Raw genomic sequence first — 17,426 nt, 5'->3', positions numbered from 1 at the left:
TGAAAATAACTTCAGATTTTTCTAGTGCGCTTACCTTATTTTTTCAACTTATAAATTTTCAAGGAATTGAGGTTTTTAGAAATTTTCACATTTTTCCATGGACTAGTCGGAAATAGGATGGAGGTCATTGCCAATTCTCCATTATTCACGAATAATTCTATGGATGATGCGTCTAAAAATATTCTGATATCTTTTGCTTCCCAGCTCATAGGTGCAGAATGAATTTCAGCAAAATCCGGATGGAAATCACTCTTTCCTGCATTTCTACGATCTATACTTACTAAGCCATTCTCTTTAGAAATTTCCAGCTTTTCACCGAGCTCATTCGAAAAGGTTATCGAAAAAGTCTCAGCAGTGACTTCCGCAGTGAGTTCTAAAGCCTCTGAGGGTAATGCAGAAGATTCCTCATTCACTTCATACTCTTCAGATCTTAGCTCTTCAAGTTCTTTCGCGGGAGCAGATTTCAATAATAGCGTACCATCCACATCGAATAAGCTTAATTCTCTAGGGACGGTCATTGCTGATCTCCAAGCTTCGGTGGGAACTACATTGGCGTAGAGCCAGTTGCTCATCCAACCGATAAAAAGCGTTCTGTTTTGTTCCTCAGGAAGATTGCTCCAAGTAACTCCGGCGTAGTTATCGGGTCCATAATCCAGCCACCGGATCATGGTGTCATCTGGAGTGAATTGACCATTTTCGAAGTCGCCAATAAAATATTGTGTTGCAGATCCATTTTGTGGCCCGCCGGGATTTATACTGACTAGCAAAACCCATTTATCTTCTCCTGATGGAGTTTTGAATGGAAGTAAATCCGGACATTCCCAGACTCCGCCATGTGCACCAATTGTTTTTCCAAACTCACTTAGTAAAGTCCAGTTTTTTAAATCAGATGAGCTGTAAAAATTAATTTGATCAAGAACTGCCAAGGTCATGATCCAAGATTTGGAACCATCAGGATTGGTGATTTGGGAAACTTTTGGATCACGGAAATCACGAATTCCTGGATTGGGTAAGACTGGATTGCCTTCATATTTTTCCCAGCTTCTTCCTTTGTCCAGAGAAAAAGCGATGGCTTGACTCTGGAATGTATCGGATGAAGTATTTGCTTCTTCAGCATTGTGGTAGGTGAAAATTGCAACCATGGGAGGGTTTTCTACTGTTCCTAATCCCGAACTGTTTTCAGCATCCATGACTGCGCTTCCAGAGAAAATATACCCTAGACTGTCGGGATAAAGTGCTGTCGGAAGCGATTCCCAATTCAACAAATCAGGAGAGACTGCATGTCCCCAATGCATTGGTCCCCAGACCGTGCTGTCTGGATAATACTGATAGAAGAGGTGATATTCTCCATCTAAATAGATCAAACCATTTGGATCATTCATCCAGCCAGAAGCTGGAGTGAAATGGTAAGAAGGTCTAAATTCCTCTGTAACGCTGGATTCAAAAGTGATTTCAGGCTTCGACTGACAGCTGAAAATCAGCAACACGGAGAGGATGGAAAGAAAATGTTTAGTTCGGTTCATATAGTTTCGTTAAGCTGATGGCATCATCACAAGATTAAGCACAGTATCTCGTTTAGCTTCTTCTTTGATTTTTAGGGAAAGCGTATCAGCATTTTTAGCATATGCTGGGTTCGTCCAAAAGTCTTTTAATGCTATTTCAAATTTATCAGCATTCAAGTCATGAATACTTGTACCAAGAGGGCCTAACTGTCTTTTTTCTATGATTCTATTCCAAAAGTACTGATCAATAATATGGGGAACAATCATTTGCACGCAAGCATGTGCTGCACCCTGGTGTGTAGTTCCTGATCCGCCATGATGGATAATTCCATAAAGTTGTGGCAGAATCCAGTCGTAAGGGATTTGATTCACATAGAAAATGGAGGCATCGCTGTCAGCTAACTGTTCCAATCCACCCCAAGAAGTATTCACGATTGCAGGTATCTGATGTTTTTGAAGTAATTCTATAATGGTTTTAGAGTGCTCTTTGGGCTTTGTATTACTCATCGAGCCGAAGGTGAGTAAAATTGCTTTTGGATACTTTGCTAGCCAATTTGCTAATTCGTTAGAAGGCTGATATTCCTTAAGTTGATTTCTGAAATAGTACCCAACGATCTTCGCTGATTCTGGCCATATAGCAGGTTTTGGGAATAAAGATGGGGAAATGGCGTAAACAGTTTGCAGTCTATTCAATTCAAATTCCTTTAGTGTCTTTGAGTTGATTTCTATGGAAGAGAAGTCTGAGTAATATTTACCAACGAATTTTTTCATCGAAAAACGTCTAACCCCATTTACTAAATTATAAGATCTAAGATTCCATTTTGGGCTAAATGGTCTCCATTTGCCAAAACCTATATGGGGAAAGTCCTCTGCAGGATGAGTCAGACATGGGAGAGGTGTGAGGAAAGTATAGCGGTCTGGATCAGCCATTGCAGCGATATAATAGAAGAGGCACTTTGCATGAAAAACAATTCGATCAGGACGATGAGTTCTTAGTGCATCTCGTTGTTGTTCGATTAGTGTGTGCTGTAGGCTCATGGAGTTTTTTGCCAACTTGATATAGTTTTTGAGTTGTTTCCAAGCGCTTCCACCTCCGCCCATGATAGTTTTACCACTTTGGGAATCCAGCAATTCTAGAAACCTTTTGTCAAAACCGATGAATTCGTACCCAAGTTGGGTCACGGTTTCTCTGAACTGTTCTGGGAAAAGACAGATAACATCCTCTCCTTTTTCGGCAAAAATCTCAGCTTGTGCCAAAAATGGCTCAATGTCTCCACGGGTTCCCAATGAAACAAACAATATTTTCATGCCTTATTTTTTTAATTTTTGCTCTTTCTGTAGCTTTGAGCTTTAATCTAACTCAAATTTTCAATCTTTTTACTCCAGAATTTTCTCAATTATTTCACTCAGGTTAAAGGATCAGGTATTCATGAAGCTTGAAATTTGGAGTCATTTTTGGAATCGCTTTAAAGGATTATAAAATTTAAACTTATACAACTTAAAATATATGAAGGGAATTATTTTGGCCGGTGGATCCGGTACGCGTCTGTATCCTTTGACTATTTCCGTGAGTAAGCAGCTGATGCCAGTGTATGATAAACCTATGATTTATTATCCGCTTTCTGTATTGATGATGGCGGGAATTACAGAAGTGTTGATCATTACTACGCCGGAAGATAGTGAAGCTTTTCAGCGACTGTTAGGTGATGGATCTCAAGTAGGATGTTCGTTTGAATATGCGGTGCAGCCTAGCCCAGATGGTTTGGCTCAGGCATTTATTATCGGGGAGAAATTTATCGGACAGGATAAAGTTGCCTTAATACTTGGTGATAATATTTTTTATGGATCAGGGTTGCATAATACCTTACAAGCTTACACTGATACCGACGGAGGAGTAGTGTTCGCATACCATGTCAACGATCCTGAACGATACGGTGTAGTGGAATTTGATGAGAATCAGAAGGCTATCAGCATTGAGGAAAAGCCTGAAAACCCAAAATCTAATTTTGCTGTTCCTGGTCTATACTTTTACGATAATAGAGTCGTGGAAATCGCGAAGAAAATCAAACCAAGTCCAAGAGGTGAATTGGAAATCACAGATATCAATAATGAATATTTGAAGTTAGGCGAGCTGCAAGTTGCTATACTTAATAGAGGGACAGCTTGGTTGGATACAGGTACACATCGGTCGCTTCTTCAGGCAGCACAGTTTGTAGAAGTAATTGAAGAACGGCAGGGATTGAAGATTGGATGTATTGAAGAAATTGCTTTCAGAGCAGGGTTCATCGGGGAAGAAAAACTGCTTCAGGCTGCAGATAAATTAGGGAAAAGTGGCTATGGAGGTTACCTGAGAAGATTGCTGAAATAAACTAAATTATTTCTTGATCAGTTGTTGGAGGCTGATTTTCATGATTTCCCCCATATTCTTACATTCCAAGAATTTATCATTTGAATAATGCTTAGCCAATTCTATTTTGAGCGATGCAATATTCTCCGGTAATGAAATGATATCATTCTCCATTGATCGAAGAATGTCGAATATACCTTGTCGGGAAGATTTGAGTCGTGTAGCAATTAAAGCACGCTCTTCTTTCTGATATTGAGCCATGGATTCTGGCGTGATATATTTCATTCCCAACTGAATCAAAGCATTGTTTTCCTTGAAATATTGAGGTAGATAAATTGATTTTTTACCCTCATAGGATTGCTGGTCAAAGTCAATCGCACGGATTCTATAATGTGTCTCTTCAAAGTCGGGCGTGACATCGATCACAAAATTGGATGAGTGCATATCTCCCAGAAGTCTCACAAAGCAGCGTTCATTGAATTTGACGAATTCCTTGGCTAGTCGTATTGGGTTCAAGTGTGGGTCTTGCATGTGAGCTCGCATAAATTTATCACCTGGAATTCCAGCTATATGCTCCTCTATCAAGGTGTTTTTGTGAACTAGATAGGAGATTCTATTTGGCGAAAGCAAATGTTCCAACTCAAGGCCGTAAACTCTTGATGCATCAGCATTTTTGATATAGAAATAATCAAAGTTATCGTTGATTCTATTTACTATTCGCACACGAAATGGCTGTGTGTTTCCATACACGCACAAGTCGATCCTATCCACATACAAATGCTCCATTACAGACATATCTCCGCCAGCTTTCAGCAAAGCATAGATCATTTTAACATTTAGGTGAATTTCCTCTCGGTCGGATTGATCGTAGAATACCGTCTCCCAAAGTGTGTCTTGTTCCTTAGAATCATAAAGTGCAATGGAACTCGAATAGCGAAGCAATTCATGGTAGTGAATGGGGATATCCACCTCGCGTGAGTACTTTATCAGGTAGCGTCTCAGCCCTTGACTGATCGGGTAAATGCGCTTTTTTTTACTGATTAGTGCCATTATTTACAAATCCACGTGCTGACTTTTCTTCAAGTTTCTATCGAAAATAAAAGGGCCAAATGGTAAAATAGAAGCTATTAGAGCAAATAATGTTCTACTGAAATTCCACTTTAACTTGTGGGCAGTAGGGAAAACGATGCAGATGTAAAGTATAAAAAGAGCTCCGTGGACCGAACCAACATAAGTTACAGCCAGTGGATAGTCCCACATGTATTTGAGAGGCATAGCAATGAAAAATAAAACTAGAGTTGAAATACCTTCGATAAGCGAAATCCAGCGAAAGCGCTTTGCCCAAGTGTGTTGTTGTGGTGTTAGGCTCATTATTTTTTAGCTATGTTAAATAGTACTTTTAAGGTGTTCCAAAGTTTGCCTTTAAGAACTTTGTCTTCAGAAATTACACTTAGAGCATCTGCGAATAGATATTCTGTTTCTTCTTCTGTGTGTATTTGATAGTCCGAAGCTGGGAGCGCGTTGATTGGGTGTTTCACACGTCCAAATTTAAGTACTATATGGGCATTAAGATCATAAAGCTCTGTCAAGGTTCTACCTTCTAGTTCATTTGATGAAAGTAGCCCAACTTCGTTCATGGAATGACCTACGGCATTGATCATATTTACCAGCATCTCCATTACCTCTGGCTTCAATTGTTGCTCTTCATGCAACACCAGAATTCCCTTTTCGAATTTGCCACGAACAGTCAAAGGCTCTGGTTTTAATTCTTCTTTGGGAGGTGTCACCCCCTCAAGATGGACTGTTTTCGGAAGAGTCTTTGGTTTTTCATTCTCCTCTATATGATTTGTGTCCTGTTTAGCCAGATCGTCTTTAGGTTCTTTTTCAAAGTAGAAAAGTTCTTCGGTGATGATATGCTGGAGCTCCTGAATGCTCATATTTTCCATGTTGGGAAATTGCTCAAAATTCGCCTTAACACAAAAAAAGAGGGATAATATCTCTACTACCCCTCGCTTTTTTTAATGTCTTTTAATCTGATCAATCCAGATTGAAAATGGACTTAAGTTCTACGGCATCTTCAGGTTTCATTCTTTTTGCAAGCACTAATCTCAATTGTCTTCGTCGTAATGCACCTTTAAAGTTCTCGATTTCCTCAGGAGTTTCTGGAACTAATTCTGGAATTCTTGAAGGTTTATTGTTCTCATCTACAGCTACAAAGGTGAAAAATGCCCGATGAGTCATCACCTTTTTATTGGCAGGAATATCTTCAGCAGTCACTTCAATGAATACTTCCATTGAGGAATTGAATGCACGTGTAACTTGAGCTTTTAGCGTAACTACATTACCAAGAGCGATTGGTTCCTTAAAAGAAATATTGTCTGCAGAAGCGGTCACAACGATGCTATTAGAGTGCTTTTGCGCAGCTATGGCAGCTACTACATCCATCCAGTGCATCAGCTTTCCCCCCATGAGATTGTTTAGCGTATTGGTGTCATTGGGAAGGACCATTTCGGTCATGATTACTGCGGACTCTTTTGCAAATTTCTTGGTGCTCATAAATCTAAATTTTATCAAAATTAGAAATAAAATTTGGCAGAAAAATAATTGTAAAGATTAATCAGAATTTTATTTTGAAATTTAGAGCATTCGAACTGGGCTTACTTCGAATACTAATAAAATGATCCGACTATTTCAGCTCCACTATTCCAATTGTTGGATTTAGTTCTTCAGTGTCTCCATCTACATATTCTGCTGTCTTGATAAAATAAAAAATGTCTTGTTCCAAATCCAAAGGATAAAGTACAACTGGTTCTCCATCATCATCTATAACCCCTCCCTTTAAATTGTGTCCTATATTACTTTTCTTATCATAAATGAACAGCATTTTATTTTGCCCTCTGGCATATTGGCAAATCAAATAAGAAGACCCGTTCATGATATTATAGATTTTCACGATTTTCTCTCCATTCTCATCCAAATGAGGTTGCTCAATTTTAAGCTTGACAGCAGGTGTTAAATTAGTGTCTGTAAACTTATAAAGTGTATCTCGCAGGAAATTTTCCGGAGTTAGGACAGGAGTATATAAAAATGAGCCTTCATTATTATTGGATATAAAGTATTTGGAAGTAAAAGCCATTCCACTTTTGTCATTTAAGATCACGTTTCTAAAAAGGACACTATCCCTGATGTCAAGCGATTTGTCTAATTGAAATACCAAGTTTTGAGTCGCATAACCATTTTCAACAGGAATACTTCTTCTATCAGTTATAATTACTGGTTCTCCATTTAATACACTTAGATAAGTGACAAAAAAAGTAAACTTCCTTTCACTTAAGAATTCATGATCGCTTGAGTAGACCAGAAGTTTGTAAACCGATCCTAAATAGACCTTGCCAGATTTTTCATCGATAGTCAATGAATAAGCTCTACTATATTCGCCAGGGCCATCGCCTAAACTTCCTAATTTTCCAAGGGATTTTCCTCTATTATCAAAAATTAAAACTTTCCCACTTACATCCCTTACATATAGTTTACCATTATTCTGTTTGACATCCATCACGGATGATATAAATGAGCCTGGAGAAGTTTCCAGTTGAATTCTGTCAATAGATTTTGCTAAATCGGATAGTTTTATATCAGGGTCACTACTCTTTGGGATTTCCAAGGTTAGGATACCACTTGAATCTGAAGTTTGAGTGCACCTTAATGCAGTAAAAGCAAAAATTAAACAGAAAAACCTGCGCCAAATTAGACGTAAATAATAAGTGGATTTACTTTTTAAAAATAAGTTCATCCTTAAAAGTATTGGAGTTTTATAAGAAAACTAAATCTTGTTATTTAGGGATTTAAAGATTAACATTATTTAGCAGTTTGATATAAAGGTATTTAGTGCTACAGAAGCCTATATCCGAAATCTAAAATCCGAAATCAGATCATCTCCAACCGTCTTTGCCCAATAATGGCACAAAAGCAAAACCTTCGTATTCTTCCCGATCGACCTTTGTATTCGATTTCTTGGTGATTTTAAGCATGGTTTGTCTGCGTTTATCACCTACAGGGATTACGAGTATACCTCCAATTTTTAATTGCTGAATCAAAGCTTCTGGGACTATGGGAGCCCCAGCGGTGACAATTATTTTGTCATAGGGCGCATAGGCAGGAAGTCCACCAGTCCCATCTCCGTAGAAGAGATGCATTTCTATTCCCAATCTCGTTAGAAATCGCTTGGTCCCCTCAAATAGTTTTTTCTGATATTCTATCGTAAATACTTCTGCACCAAGTAAATGTAATATACTTCCTTGATATCCGGATCCAGTTCCTATTTCCAATATTCTATCTCCTTCCTTAATATCTAAGAGTTCAGTTTGGAAGGCTACAGTATACGGTTGAGAGATAGTCTGACCTTCGCCAATGGGGAATGCTTTGTCTTCATAGGCATGGGAAATCAATGCTGAATCAAAGAAATAATGTCTAGGTAACGTATTGATAGCCTGAAGGACTCGCTCACTTTTGATTCCTTTTTCTCGAAGTAAAGTCACCAGAGCTCTCCGTTTTCCTTTGTGTAAATACGTGTCTTCGAGTTTGAGTAGGGGCATGAGTTTTTATGGTTCTGTGGTCGAAGATAAAAGAATATTTGGCTTTATTTGAACTTGAATAGGGCATTTGTCGCTTAGTCATTGAATCTTTGAAAGTTAAATTCACCTCCATGTTCACAGGAATTATAGAAGCTTTTGGCACAATAAAAAATATAACCCATGATGGGACCAATGTACATTTTGATTTAGACTCTTCGCTTTCTTCAGAATTGAAAATCGATCAGTCTTTAGCCCATGATGGCGTTTGTCTGACTGTGGTGCANTGATGGGACCAATGTACATTTTGATTTAGACTCTTCGCTTTCTTCAGAATTGAAAATCGATCAGTCTTTAGCCCATGATGGCGTTTGTCTGACTGTGGTGCAAACTACTCCTGAATCTTATCGGGTGACTGCAATCGATGAAACAATTCAAAAAACGAATCTGTCACAATGGAAAGTAGATAAGAAGGTCAATTTAGAACGCTGCATGCCTGCATACGGACGCTTTGATGGTCATATTGTGCAGGGACATGTAGATCAAGTGGGAAAAGTAAAAAGTATCACAGATCAAAATGGCTCATGGGTTTTTGATCTTGAGTTTGATCATGATCTGGGAAATGTGACAGTGGAAAAAGGCTCAATTACTATAAACGGAACAAGTCTGACATGCTTTAATTCTGGACCAGGTAGATTCTCGGTGGCGATTATCCCTTATACGTTTGAGCATACTAATTTTCACCAGCTGGTACCTGGAGACCTAGTCAATCTGGAATTTGATATTTTGGGGAAATACATTAAGCGGATAACAAAAGGCTATGATTTGCCATAGGGTTTTTTTAACCGCAGGAGGATACGAAGGAGCATAATGTTCGCTGTTGTACCCGTCTTCAGAGCAATCCTGATTAATTTTTACTTCAGAGTAATTGACTTTTCTTCAGCGTCTTTAACTAATCTAAAACCTACATTGGAAGTGCCGCTATCAAAAGCTTGGCCTTGACGGGCTGATGGTCTATAATTCACACAGTAATTGTCAGCACATAAATACGACCCTCCTTTGATCACACGCTCCATTGCGTATGGATTGTCAGGGTTGTAGCATTGCTTCATGTTCGCATCTAGTTTTGGAGCCTGACCGGCTAATCTTGCGTATTTGAGCGCATCATACCAGTCAGCCGTCAGCTCCCAGACATTCCCGATTATATCGTAAAGGCCAAAAGAATTTGGAGCAAAAGACTTGACTGGCGAGGTGCCGTCAAAACCATCTAGACTTTTATTATCATTTGGGAAATTCCCTTGAAAAGTATTCGCTAAATATTGGCCATTCGGAGTCAATTCATCTCCCCAAGCAAATCGTTTTCCGTTTGCACCTCCGCGAGCTGCAAACTCCCACTCATTTTCTGTAGGAAGCCTTTTTCCCGCCCAATCTGCATAGGCTTTGGCATCCTCAAAGGCAATATGAACGACTGGATGATTTTCTCTTCCTTTTAAATCTGACTCTGGCCCTTCTGGATTTTTCCAGCTTGCGCCTTCTACCCATACCCACCAAAGAGAAATGTCTTCTGTAGGGACAGGGTAGGAAGGAGGATTAAATACCATGGAGCCAGCCACTAAAAGTGCATCATCTGGCTTTGGAGTACCTGGAGGCAATTGTTGCTTAAGATCTTCCCATTCTGGTTTTTTCTCAGCCACAGTTACATAATCGGTTTCATCAACAAATTTTTTGAAATCCGCATTGGTGACTTCATGCGCGTCCATCCAGAAACCATTCACTTTTAGATTTACCGCAGGCTTTTCGGCGGAATATGCATCTACTTCATTGGTTCCCATGACAAATTCCCCTCCGGGAATCCAGACCATACCATCAACTTTTTTACTTGGTTCCGGACTACTGGCTATAACCATCATCTGTTCATCGATCACTTTGTCAGAAGTTTTCTCTTGACAGGCGATAAAAGAAGTAGTAAGCAAGGCAAGGCTAGCAAAACTGTGTTTTATTGAATTATTCATAATTGGCGCCATCTAGGTTAAAAGTAGCAGTTCTTCCCTTTAAGCGAAAGATATCTAAGTGTACAGGGAATTTACTCTTCTTGCAGTGGGATAGCATTTATTCTTTCTATTACTTTTTTCCGCAATTTATTAAAGAACTGCTTTCTTTCTTTTTCGCCAACCACACTGATTTGAGTGGATTTTTTTATAAGATTTTCCAGGTTTCTGAACATCGCATTATTGAATGAAGGATCAGAAGTGCCGTGGAAGTAAATAACGCTGTGATTTAGGTAAGTCACTTTATTTTCATCCATGGTTGCAAAAAACGTATTATCTCCGATGATGAATTCATTCACAAAAAAGTTGTAATCAGCTCCTTCAATGTCAGGATGTGATGGCAGAATCTTTTTGCCTTTTTCCGCCATTCTCTCCAAGTTATCAATCACTTCCATCATACAGTTGTAGAGAAAAAGGGTGTCTTCAGTAGAAGTCATTATTCCCATTTCATGATATAACTCAATTTGACGGAGCGTGATATTTATCCCTTCAATATTCCAAATTTCCGTGGTAGGTATTTTATGGTATGCTTTGAGGATTTTCTGGGTTATTTCAGCGAACTGATTGTAAGTGTTGTCCTTGATAGAAAACTTGGTGTCTTTCAAACTGTCATTGAACAAAATAGACTTTCTCCAGAAAAAGAATTTAAATGCAGCCAATTCCTTGTGATAATAATGGTGGAAAGGAGGCATGTCTTTTACCAGCCAATAGATATGTTTTTTAGAAAAACTATTGACCAGATTTAGTTGCGCATACACATCCTCCATCCATTTCATGAAACTATTCTCCTGATAGTCATTCTGATTTCCATGAAAGAGAATGCTATTGGAATGTAGATTGAAAAAAGTATCAACAGAAATATTGAAGCGATTACATAATATTTCCAACTCGCTGAAATCCAATAATTTTTCTCCTCGGATTCTTCTGTACGCACTGTCAATGCTGATTTCTAATATTTCGGCTATTTCGTCGACCAAAGAATTGTAGCTGGGCAATGATAGTTTTATTGCTTGGAAAAATGCCGCTTGGCTCTTATTGAAACTCATAGCAACAGGGGGTGTTAGAGGATTAAAGAAATTAATTCATCATTAAGTTATAGGAAAGATGAGTAAGAAAAAATCAATCCAACAATAATAATCCCATTCTAATCCTCACGAATCACTTATGTGTTTAAGTGAATCTTGTTTTATCAAGTTTCTAAAAAAGGAAGGGTCAAAAAAAGCGGCCGAAAGGCCGCTCTAAAATTAAGCTGTGGGATGGGCCGCTGCATGGAGCTTCCCAAGTTCCTGATCAATAGTCCAAAGACCTACACCTTCTTCGCCGATTATATCGAAAAGCTCGAGTGCTCTTCTGGACATGGTTTCCTCTTCTCTCTGCTCAGTGACATACCATTGCATGAAACTGAAGGTTGCAAAATCCTTCTTGGTGAAGGCGTGATCTACAATGTTATTGATAGACTTGGTCACGTTGATTTCGTGCTCTAGGATCAATTCGAAGATTTCTCTCAATGAATTGAAATTATGTCTAATCCCGGTGATCTCTGGCTGAATAGCATGACCTCCGGCTTCATTGATGTACTGAAATATCTTCATCATATGCATTCGCTCTTCGTCTGCATGGGTATAAAGATATTTGGCTGAATTTTCATAACCCATCATATGACACCAAGAAGCCATAGACAAATAGTAGGCGGAAGAGGTTCCTTCCATTTCTACTTGTTTGTTGAGTAATTTCTCTGTATCGATAAGTAGGGAACGCTGTAGCGTTACGATTTCTTTAGCTTTCATAATTCTAGTGTTTCAAATAGTTAACTAAATATAATCAATGAAGTTCCACTAAGCGCGTGTTTTAGTGAATTTGGAATTGATTTAATTAACAACTGCTACTATCTTGAAAGAGATGTTGGAAAAACTGGGAGACTTTCAGCTCCTGATTCTGAGACTGATTGTACAGCAAAGAAGTAATTGTCTTTAGAGTAGGGTAAAGTAAGTGTGGTCTCAGTAGTCCAAAACTTACGCTCCCACATGGCAGAAGAAGTTTCTCTCATGAGCACATAATAGCCTTTTGCGTTGCCAATAGCCGGTGCTTCCCACAGTAGAGTAGATTTATTGCTTAGACCACGTACGTCTATTTTGACTTCCTGTGGCTGATCTGGAGAATTAGCTAAACTCGCTAGAGATGCTAGATTCACGGCGGATACTTTTCTCAAATATTCAAAATCCATGAATTCAGGTAAGTCACCATACTGAATGCCATCCTCTACACGAACATTTTCATGCTGTTGAATATAATTTTCATTCATTTCTGACATTCTTACAGCTGTGAAGGCATTTCTTGCAAATGGAGTCTGATCCCCTCCTCTTAGGAATCTATCAGCTCGGTAAATCAATTTTACCTCAAATTGATCGACATAGCGTTCTCCCTGCTCCTTGATATATCTCGCCAATTGTCTGGATTTACTGTCATTGTCAGCATTGGTGTAGCGACGGATGTTACCTTCTTGTTCAGTTTCAGCAGTAGGAATAGTTTCTGAAAACACACGCATTTTCAGATTATCTTTGATCAGCGTTTCTGAAGAACTACTGTTTCCGACAATATCATTATTTAAGACAGCTGCGAGGTTCCATTCTTCTGTTTTTGCTTTGTTAGCCAGGTAAGTAGCGCCTTTCAAGCCTTGCTCTTCACCTGTAAATGCCACGAAAAGGATGGTGGCAGAAAACTCATGGGAGGCCATAATACGAGCCAATTCGATGACTGCAGCGGTTCCGCTTCCATCGTCATTTGCGCCAGGCGCACTTCCTTCAACATCCATCACATCCTTATTTCGGGAATCCATATGGGCTGAAATAATGAATATCCTATTGTCAGCTGGATCTGTGCCTTTGAGTGTTGCTATCACATTTGCCCCTGGTGAATCAGCTGTTATTCTACGATTATCTGCTGGGATAGTAAATTTTTCTATTTCAGCTGTCAGTCTGCCTCCTGATTGCTTCGCAAAATGGTAGAACTTAGAAAGTACATATTGCTGAGCGGCAGGCATACCATTTTCCGCATTTGTACTTAAGGTATGTCGAGAATTGAAGGATGCTAAAGTTCGCACGTGATGTTCCAGAGAATCAGAAGAAATCTGCGAAATCATTTGAGCTATTTCCGGGTTTCTGATAATGGTAGTTTGTGAAATAGACACGTGACCGCAAAGCACAAGAAAGACAATGAGTAATTTTTTATTCATGATATTTAGGTGGTTTATACTTATAATTTAAATTTATCTCATTAATATTCTTGCCAAAGCATTTTTACATGAAAACCTTAGATCAACCGAAAGAAGGTGATTATTCCCCTTATTTCTCCACTTACCTCAAACTAGTTTCTGGAAATAACTATGAAGAGCAATTGTTAAAGCAAGTAGACCCACTTGTCAGTCTATATCGTGAGAAAGGGCCTGACTGGTCAGAAAAAGCCTACGCAGAAGGCAAATGGACACCGAAGGAAGTACTCGGACATGTGATAGACACCGAAAGAATCATGACCTTCAGAGCATTATGTTTCTCAAGAGGCGAGAAGTCCGCATTGCCAGGTTTTGACCAGGATCCTTATGTGATAAATGCTAAATTTGGAAAGGTGCCAATTGAATATCTACTCCATGATTTTGTAGGCCAGAGAATGGCTTTACTTTCCATGTTACGACTATTACCGGAAGATTCTTTGGACCTTGTGGGTATTGCAAATGGGAACCCGATTACACCGAGAGCCTTATTTTGGATCATTCCGGGGCATTATATTCATCACTTGAATATTCTTAAAGAGCGCTACTAATGAAACTAGCTATAACGACCGTAGACGCTTTTACGAATAAGGCATTTTCTGGAAACCCCGCAGCTGTTTGTTTATTGGATCAGGAACTCGCAGTAGTTCATATGCAGACTATTGCTATGGAAATGAATCTTAGCGAAACTGCTTTTGTAAGGAGAACTTCAGAGCCGGATTCATTTAGCCTACGCTGGTTTACGCCAACGGTTGAGATTGATCTTTGTGGACATGCTACACTGGCTTCTGCTTTTTGGATGGTAAAGTCAGGATGGGTGAAACCAGGTGATACGATAAGATTCCAGACGCTTAGTGGTGAACTTCGGGTGAAAAGTGATGGTGATTATATTGAAATGGATTTTCCATTGATTCCCACTGTTATGGAAAGACATCCATTTTTTGAAGGTGATTTCTTTGGGGCTAAAATTATTCATTCAGCCAAATTGAAGCGGAATTGGATTTTTGAGTTGGTCAATGCTAATGCGGTTGAGTCATGTGAACCTGATTTTTCTATTGTGAAAAAATATAGCGAGGAAGGAATTATTATTACTGCTGCAGGGAAAGGATCATTTGACATTTACAGTCGTTTCTTTGGACCTAATGTGGGAATAGATGAGGATCCTGTTACAGGATTCGCACATTGTGCTTTGATGGATTATTGGTTTCAAAGATCTGGTAAGAGTAAGCTCAAAGCCTATCAGGCAAGTAAACGCGGTGGTGAGCTTCACTTAGAGAAAAGAGAAGATCGTGTAATGATTAGGGGTAAAGCCGTCAAAGTGTTGGTGGGCGAAATTGAATTTTGATGAATCAATTCGTAAATAAAAAAGGGAGACAGGTAAAACACGCATTCAAATCCTTTACAGATTATTGGTTGACAGATGCAAGTTTTGGAGTGTTGCTTTTGATCTTACTATTCACAGTTTTTGTACTGCCTATTTTGATTGAATATGGTCATGTGCATGCGATTTTTGTTAATACCGTCTTCCTATTTTTGTTTTTTACAGGCATTTGGTCTTCTAGATTTAAAGCTTTAGTGGTGTTGACCACGGTGCTTTTTATGACTCAGTTGGGACTTAGATTCATACGTTTTTCTAATTACGATTTCGAGTTTTACTTGGCAGAGCGGATCGTAGGTGTTTTGAATATGTTGGTATTTATATTCCTGAATATTAGGCTGTTATTCAGAAATCATGAAGTGAACATTTATAGGGTGATTGGAGCTATTAATGTCTATTTACTTGTAGCAATTTTAGGTGCATTCCTTTTTGAAATAATCTATTTGACTACGGGGACAGGAATAGGAGGAGACGTGGTGTTGGAAGGAATTGATAAGGATTTTGCACTGTATATATATTTCAGTCTAGTATCACTTACTACTGTGGGATTTGGTGATTTATACCCCATTCAGGTCATGGCTAAGATGCTGTCTGTTTTTCTTTCCACAATAGGGATTCTTTATCCGGCAGTCGTGATAGCCAGGCTAGTTTCAGCCAGCAAAGTCTAAAGAATTGACCCCATCTGTGTAATTTCTTTCTAGTTTCTATTTACAATTAGTAGTTTCAAAATCGATTAATTATACCCCTATACTTTATGAGAAAGTTAACTTTTACTTTATTAATATTCTTTACCGTAAGTTCACTTATTGCCCAGACAGAAAGGCCAAGTATTGAAAGACAGATAGAAATAGAATCTGCTGTAGTGACTACACATGAAACCACCATTAAAGGGAAGAAAGTGCCTTACAAAGCTACCGCTGGCACTCAGCCAGTCTGGAATGAAAAAGGCAAGCCAATAGCTTCTTTGTTCTACACCTACTATGAGCGGACAGATATTTCAGACAAGACTATCCGTCCTTTGGTTATTTCTTTCAATGGCGGTCCAGGCTCAGCTTCTATCTGGATGCATATAGCCTATACTGGTCCTGTGGTGTTAAACATTGACGAAGAAGGTTATCCACTTCAGCCTTATGGTACCAAGTCAAACCCATATTCTATTCTTGACGTGGCAGACATTGTTTATATAGATCCAGTGAATACGGGTTATTCAAGAATAGTAGATGAAGAAGCAGATCGCTCTACTTTTTTCGGAATTAACTCCGATATCAGGTATCTGGCGGATTGGGTAAACACATTTGTGACTCGCCAAAACCGTTGGGCTTCGCCAAAGTATTTGATTGGAGAAAGTTATGGAACTACTCGCGTAGCAGGCTTGGTTGCACAACTTCAGAATGCTCATTGGATGTATTTCAATGGTGTTATTATGGTTTCCCCCACTGAACTGGGAATTGAACGTGGTGCACCTATTCATACTTCTAATTATCTGCCGTATTATGCGGCAACTGCTTGGTATCACAAGGCGTTGGATGCGTCTTTACAAAATCAGGATTTGGATGATTTCTTGCCGGAAGTTGAAGCTTTCACGATCAACGAATTGATTCCAGCCGCAGTGAAAGGCGGAACCCTATCATCAGCAGAGCGAGATGCGATTGCAACAAAATATGCGTTGTATTCAGGGCTTAGCAAAGAAGTAGTGCTTGAGCATAATCTATTGATTCCTACTAATTTCTTCTGGAAAGAATTGCTTAGAGAAGAAGGGATGACAATCGGTAGATTGGATAGTAGGTACAAAGGCTTTGATAATGCTGGCACTGGTTCTAGACCAGATTTTGATCCAGCTTTATCTTCTTGGAATCATGCTTTTGCTCCATCATTTCAGGTTTATGTGAGGGAGAATCTGAATTTCAAAACTGATCTGACCTATAATCTTTTCGGGCCAGTACATCCTTGGGATCGCTCTAATGAGAGTACAGGTTACGATTTGGGAGATGCCATGCGTCAAAATCCATACTTGCACGTAATGACCCAGTCAGGATATTATGATGGCGGCACAGACTATTTCAATGCTAAATACAACCTTTGGCAAATCGATGCTGCCGGTAGGATGGCAGATAGGATTTCTTGGAAAGGCTACAGAAGTGGTCACATGATGTATTTGAGGGCAGAGGACTTGGAAACTTCCAATGAGGATATCCGAGAGTTTATCAAGAATTCTATGGTTGCTCCTGATATGCCTGCGAAGTATGATTAATTGACATTAAGTACTGATTACAAAGCCAGAGAATTTCATTTTCTCTGGCTTTGTTTTTTTGAAG

The 17,426-nt window shown here is 39.1% G+C and carries 19 protein-coding genes; 7 read left to right on the top strand and 12 right to left on the bottom strand.

All coding sequences use genetic code 11. The features are described from left to right. Nucleotides 1-35 precede the first annotated feature (35 nt). A complete protein-coding gene (locus SYJ56_RS11425; protein ID WP_323834227.1) occupies nt 36-1,523 on the bottom strand; it encodes a glycoside hydrolase family 32 protein in 1,488 nt (495 codons plus the stop codon). Nucleotides 1,524-1,532: 9 nt separating this feature from the next. Beyond that, nucleotides 1,533-2,810: a glycosyltransferase gene (locus SYJ56_RS11420; protein ID WP_323834226.1), complete on the bottom strand. Its 1,278-nt coding sequence runs from the start codon at nt 2,808-2,810 to the stop codon at nt 1,533-1,535. Between the two features lie 199 nt (nt 2,811-3,009). Between SYJ56_RS11420 and rfbA the strand changes: the two genes are divergently transcribed. Continuing rightward, nucleotides 3,010-3,870, top strand: coding sequence for a glucose-1-phosphate thymidylyltransferase RfbA (rfbA, locus tag SYJ56_RS11415; RefSeq protein WP_323834225.1), 861 nt, complete (start codon nt 3,010-3,012; stop codon nt 3,868-3,870). A 6-nt stretch (nt 3,871-3,876) separates the two neighbouring features. Here the strand turns inward: rfbA and SYJ56_RS11410 are convergent, their stop codons facing one another. From SYJ56_RS11410 to SYJ56_RS11385, 6 genes are all read right to left on the bottom strand, one after another. Then, nucleotides 3,877-4,899, bottom strand: a complete 1,023-nt coding sequence (locus SYJ56_RS11410; protein WP_323834224.1) for a hypothetical protein — start codon at nt 4,897-4,899, stop codon at nt 3,877-3,879. A 3-nt stretch (nt 4,900-4,902) separates the two neighbouring features. Continuing rightward, nucleotides 4,903-5,220: a DUF3817 domain-containing protein gene (locus tag SYJ56_RS11405; protein WP_323834223.1), complete on the bottom strand. Its 318-nt coding sequence runs from the start codon at nt 5,218-5,220 to the stop codon at nt 4,903-4,905. Next, complete coding sequence (locus tag SYJ56_RS11400) at nt 5,220-5,786, bottom strand: hypothetical protein (protein WP_323834222.1); 567 nt, start codon at nt 5,784-5,786, stop codon at nt 5,220-5,222. Before SYJ56_RS11400 ends, SYJ56_RS11405 begins: the two co-directional genes overlap by 1 nt. Nucleotides 5,787-5,886: 100 nt before the next feature. Further along, nucleotides 5,887-6,405, bottom strand: coding sequence for an acyl-CoA thioesterase (locus SYJ56_RS11395; RefSeq protein WP_323834221.1), 519 nt, complete (start codon nt 6,403-6,405; stop codon nt 5,887-5,889). 130 nt (nt 6,406-6,535) lie between these two features. Beyond that, nucleotides 6,536-7,513 (bottom strand): 6-bladed beta-propeller, encoded by a 978-nt coding sequence (locus SYJ56_RS11390; RefSeq protein WP_323834220.1) that lies wholly within the window; start codon nt 7,511-7,513, stop codon nt 6,536-6,538. A 268-nt stretch (nt 7,514-7,781) separates the two neighbouring features. Continuing rightward, nucleotides 7,782-8,444: a protein-L-isoaspartate(D-aspartate) O-methyltransferase gene (locus tag SYJ56_RS11385; protein ID WP_323834219.1), complete on the bottom strand. Its 663-nt coding sequence runs from the start codon at nt 8,442-8,444 to the stop codon at nt 7,782-7,784. 110 nt (nt 8,445-8,554) lie between these two features. Between SYJ56_RS11385 and SYJ56_RS11380 the strand changes: the two genes are divergently transcribed. Together SYJ56_RS11380 and SYJ56_RS11375 are read left to right on the top strand one after the other, a co-directional pair. Next, entirely contained in the window at nt 8,555-8,710 is a 156-nt protein-coding gene (locus tag SYJ56_RS11380) for a hypothetical protein (protein ID WP_465038392.1), read from the top strand. Next, entirely contained in the window at nt 8,697-9,254 is a 558-nt protein-coding gene (locus SYJ56_RS11375) for a riboflavin synthase (protein WP_323834245.1), read from the top strand. Before SYJ56_RS11380 ends, SYJ56_RS11375 begins: the two co-directional genes overlap by 14 nt. Nucleotides 9,255-9,334: 80 nt before the next feature. On the opposite strand, the gene SYJ56_RS11370 is transcribed toward SYJ56_RS11375, so the two are convergent. From SYJ56_RS11370 to SYJ56_RS11355, 4 genes are all read right to left on the bottom strand, one after another. Beyond that, a complete protein-coding gene (locus SYJ56_RS11370; protein ID WP_323834218.1) occupies nt 9,335-10,432 on the bottom strand; it encodes a formylglycine-generating enzyme family protein in 1,098 nt (365 codons plus the stop codon). A gap of 71 nt (nt 10,433-10,503) precedes the next feature. After that, a complete protein-coding gene (locus tag SYJ56_RS11365; RefSeq protein WP_323834217.1) occupies nt 10,504-11,514 on the bottom strand; it encodes a hypothetical protein in 1,011 nt (336 codons plus the stop codon). 198 nt (nt 11,515-11,712) lie between these two features. Continuing rightward, the gene (locus tag SYJ56_RS11360) at nt 11,713-12,255 is read right to left on the bottom strand and encodes a ferritin (RefSeq protein ID WP_323834216.1); all 543 of its coding nucleotides are present in this window, start codon (nt 12,253-12,255) and stop codon (nt 11,713-11,715) included. A 98-nt stretch (nt 12,256-12,353) separates the two neighbouring features. Continuing rightward, nucleotides 12,354-13,700, bottom strand: a complete 1,347-nt coding sequence (locus SYJ56_RS11355; protein ID WP_323834215.1) for a M20/M25/M40 family metallo-hydrolase — start codon at nt 13,698-13,700, stop codon at nt 12,354-12,356. A gap of 68 nt (nt 13,701-13,768) precedes the next feature. Here SYJ56_RS11355 and SYJ56_RS11350 point away from each other — a divergent pair, with 68 nt between their 5' ends. The 4 genes from SYJ56_RS11350 (at nt 13,769) to SYJ56_RS11335 (ending at nt 17,362) form a co-directional block, all read left to right on the top strand. Further along, nucleotides 13,769-14,284: a DinB family protein gene (locus SYJ56_RS11350; RefSeq protein ID WP_323834214.1), complete on the top strand. Its 516-nt coding sequence runs from the start codon at nt 13,769-13,771 to the stop codon at nt 14,282-14,284. Continuing rightward, nucleotides 14,284-15,078: a PhzF family phenazine biosynthesis protein gene (locus SYJ56_RS11345; RefSeq protein WP_323834213.1), complete on the top strand. Its 795-nt coding sequence runs from the start codon at nt 14,284-14,286 to the stop codon at nt 15,076-15,078. Before SYJ56_RS11350 ends, SYJ56_RS11345 begins: the two co-directional genes overlap by 1 nt. Then, entirely contained in the window at nt 15,078-15,779 is a 702-nt protein-coding gene (locus tag SYJ56_RS11340) for a potassium channel family protein (RefSeq protein WP_323834212.1), read from the top strand. The genes SYJ56_RS11345 and SYJ56_RS11340 overlap by 1 nt, the downstream gene beginning before the upstream one ends. A gap of 86 nt (nt 15,780-15,865) precedes the next feature. Beyond that, entirely contained in the window at nt 15,866-17,362 is a 1,497-nt protein-coding gene (locus SYJ56_RS11335; RefSeq protein WP_323834211.1) for a S10 family peptidase, read from the top strand. The last annotated feature ends 64 nt before the right edge of the window (nt 17,363-17,426 follow it).

It is taken from the genome of Algoriphagus aurantiacus (assembly GCF_035156405.1).
GTDB lineage: Bacteria > Bacteroidota > Bacteroidia > Cytophagales > Cyclobacteriaceae > Algoriphagus > Algoriphagus aurantiacus.
This window is presented reverse-complemented; position numbering and strand designations above follow the sequence as displayed.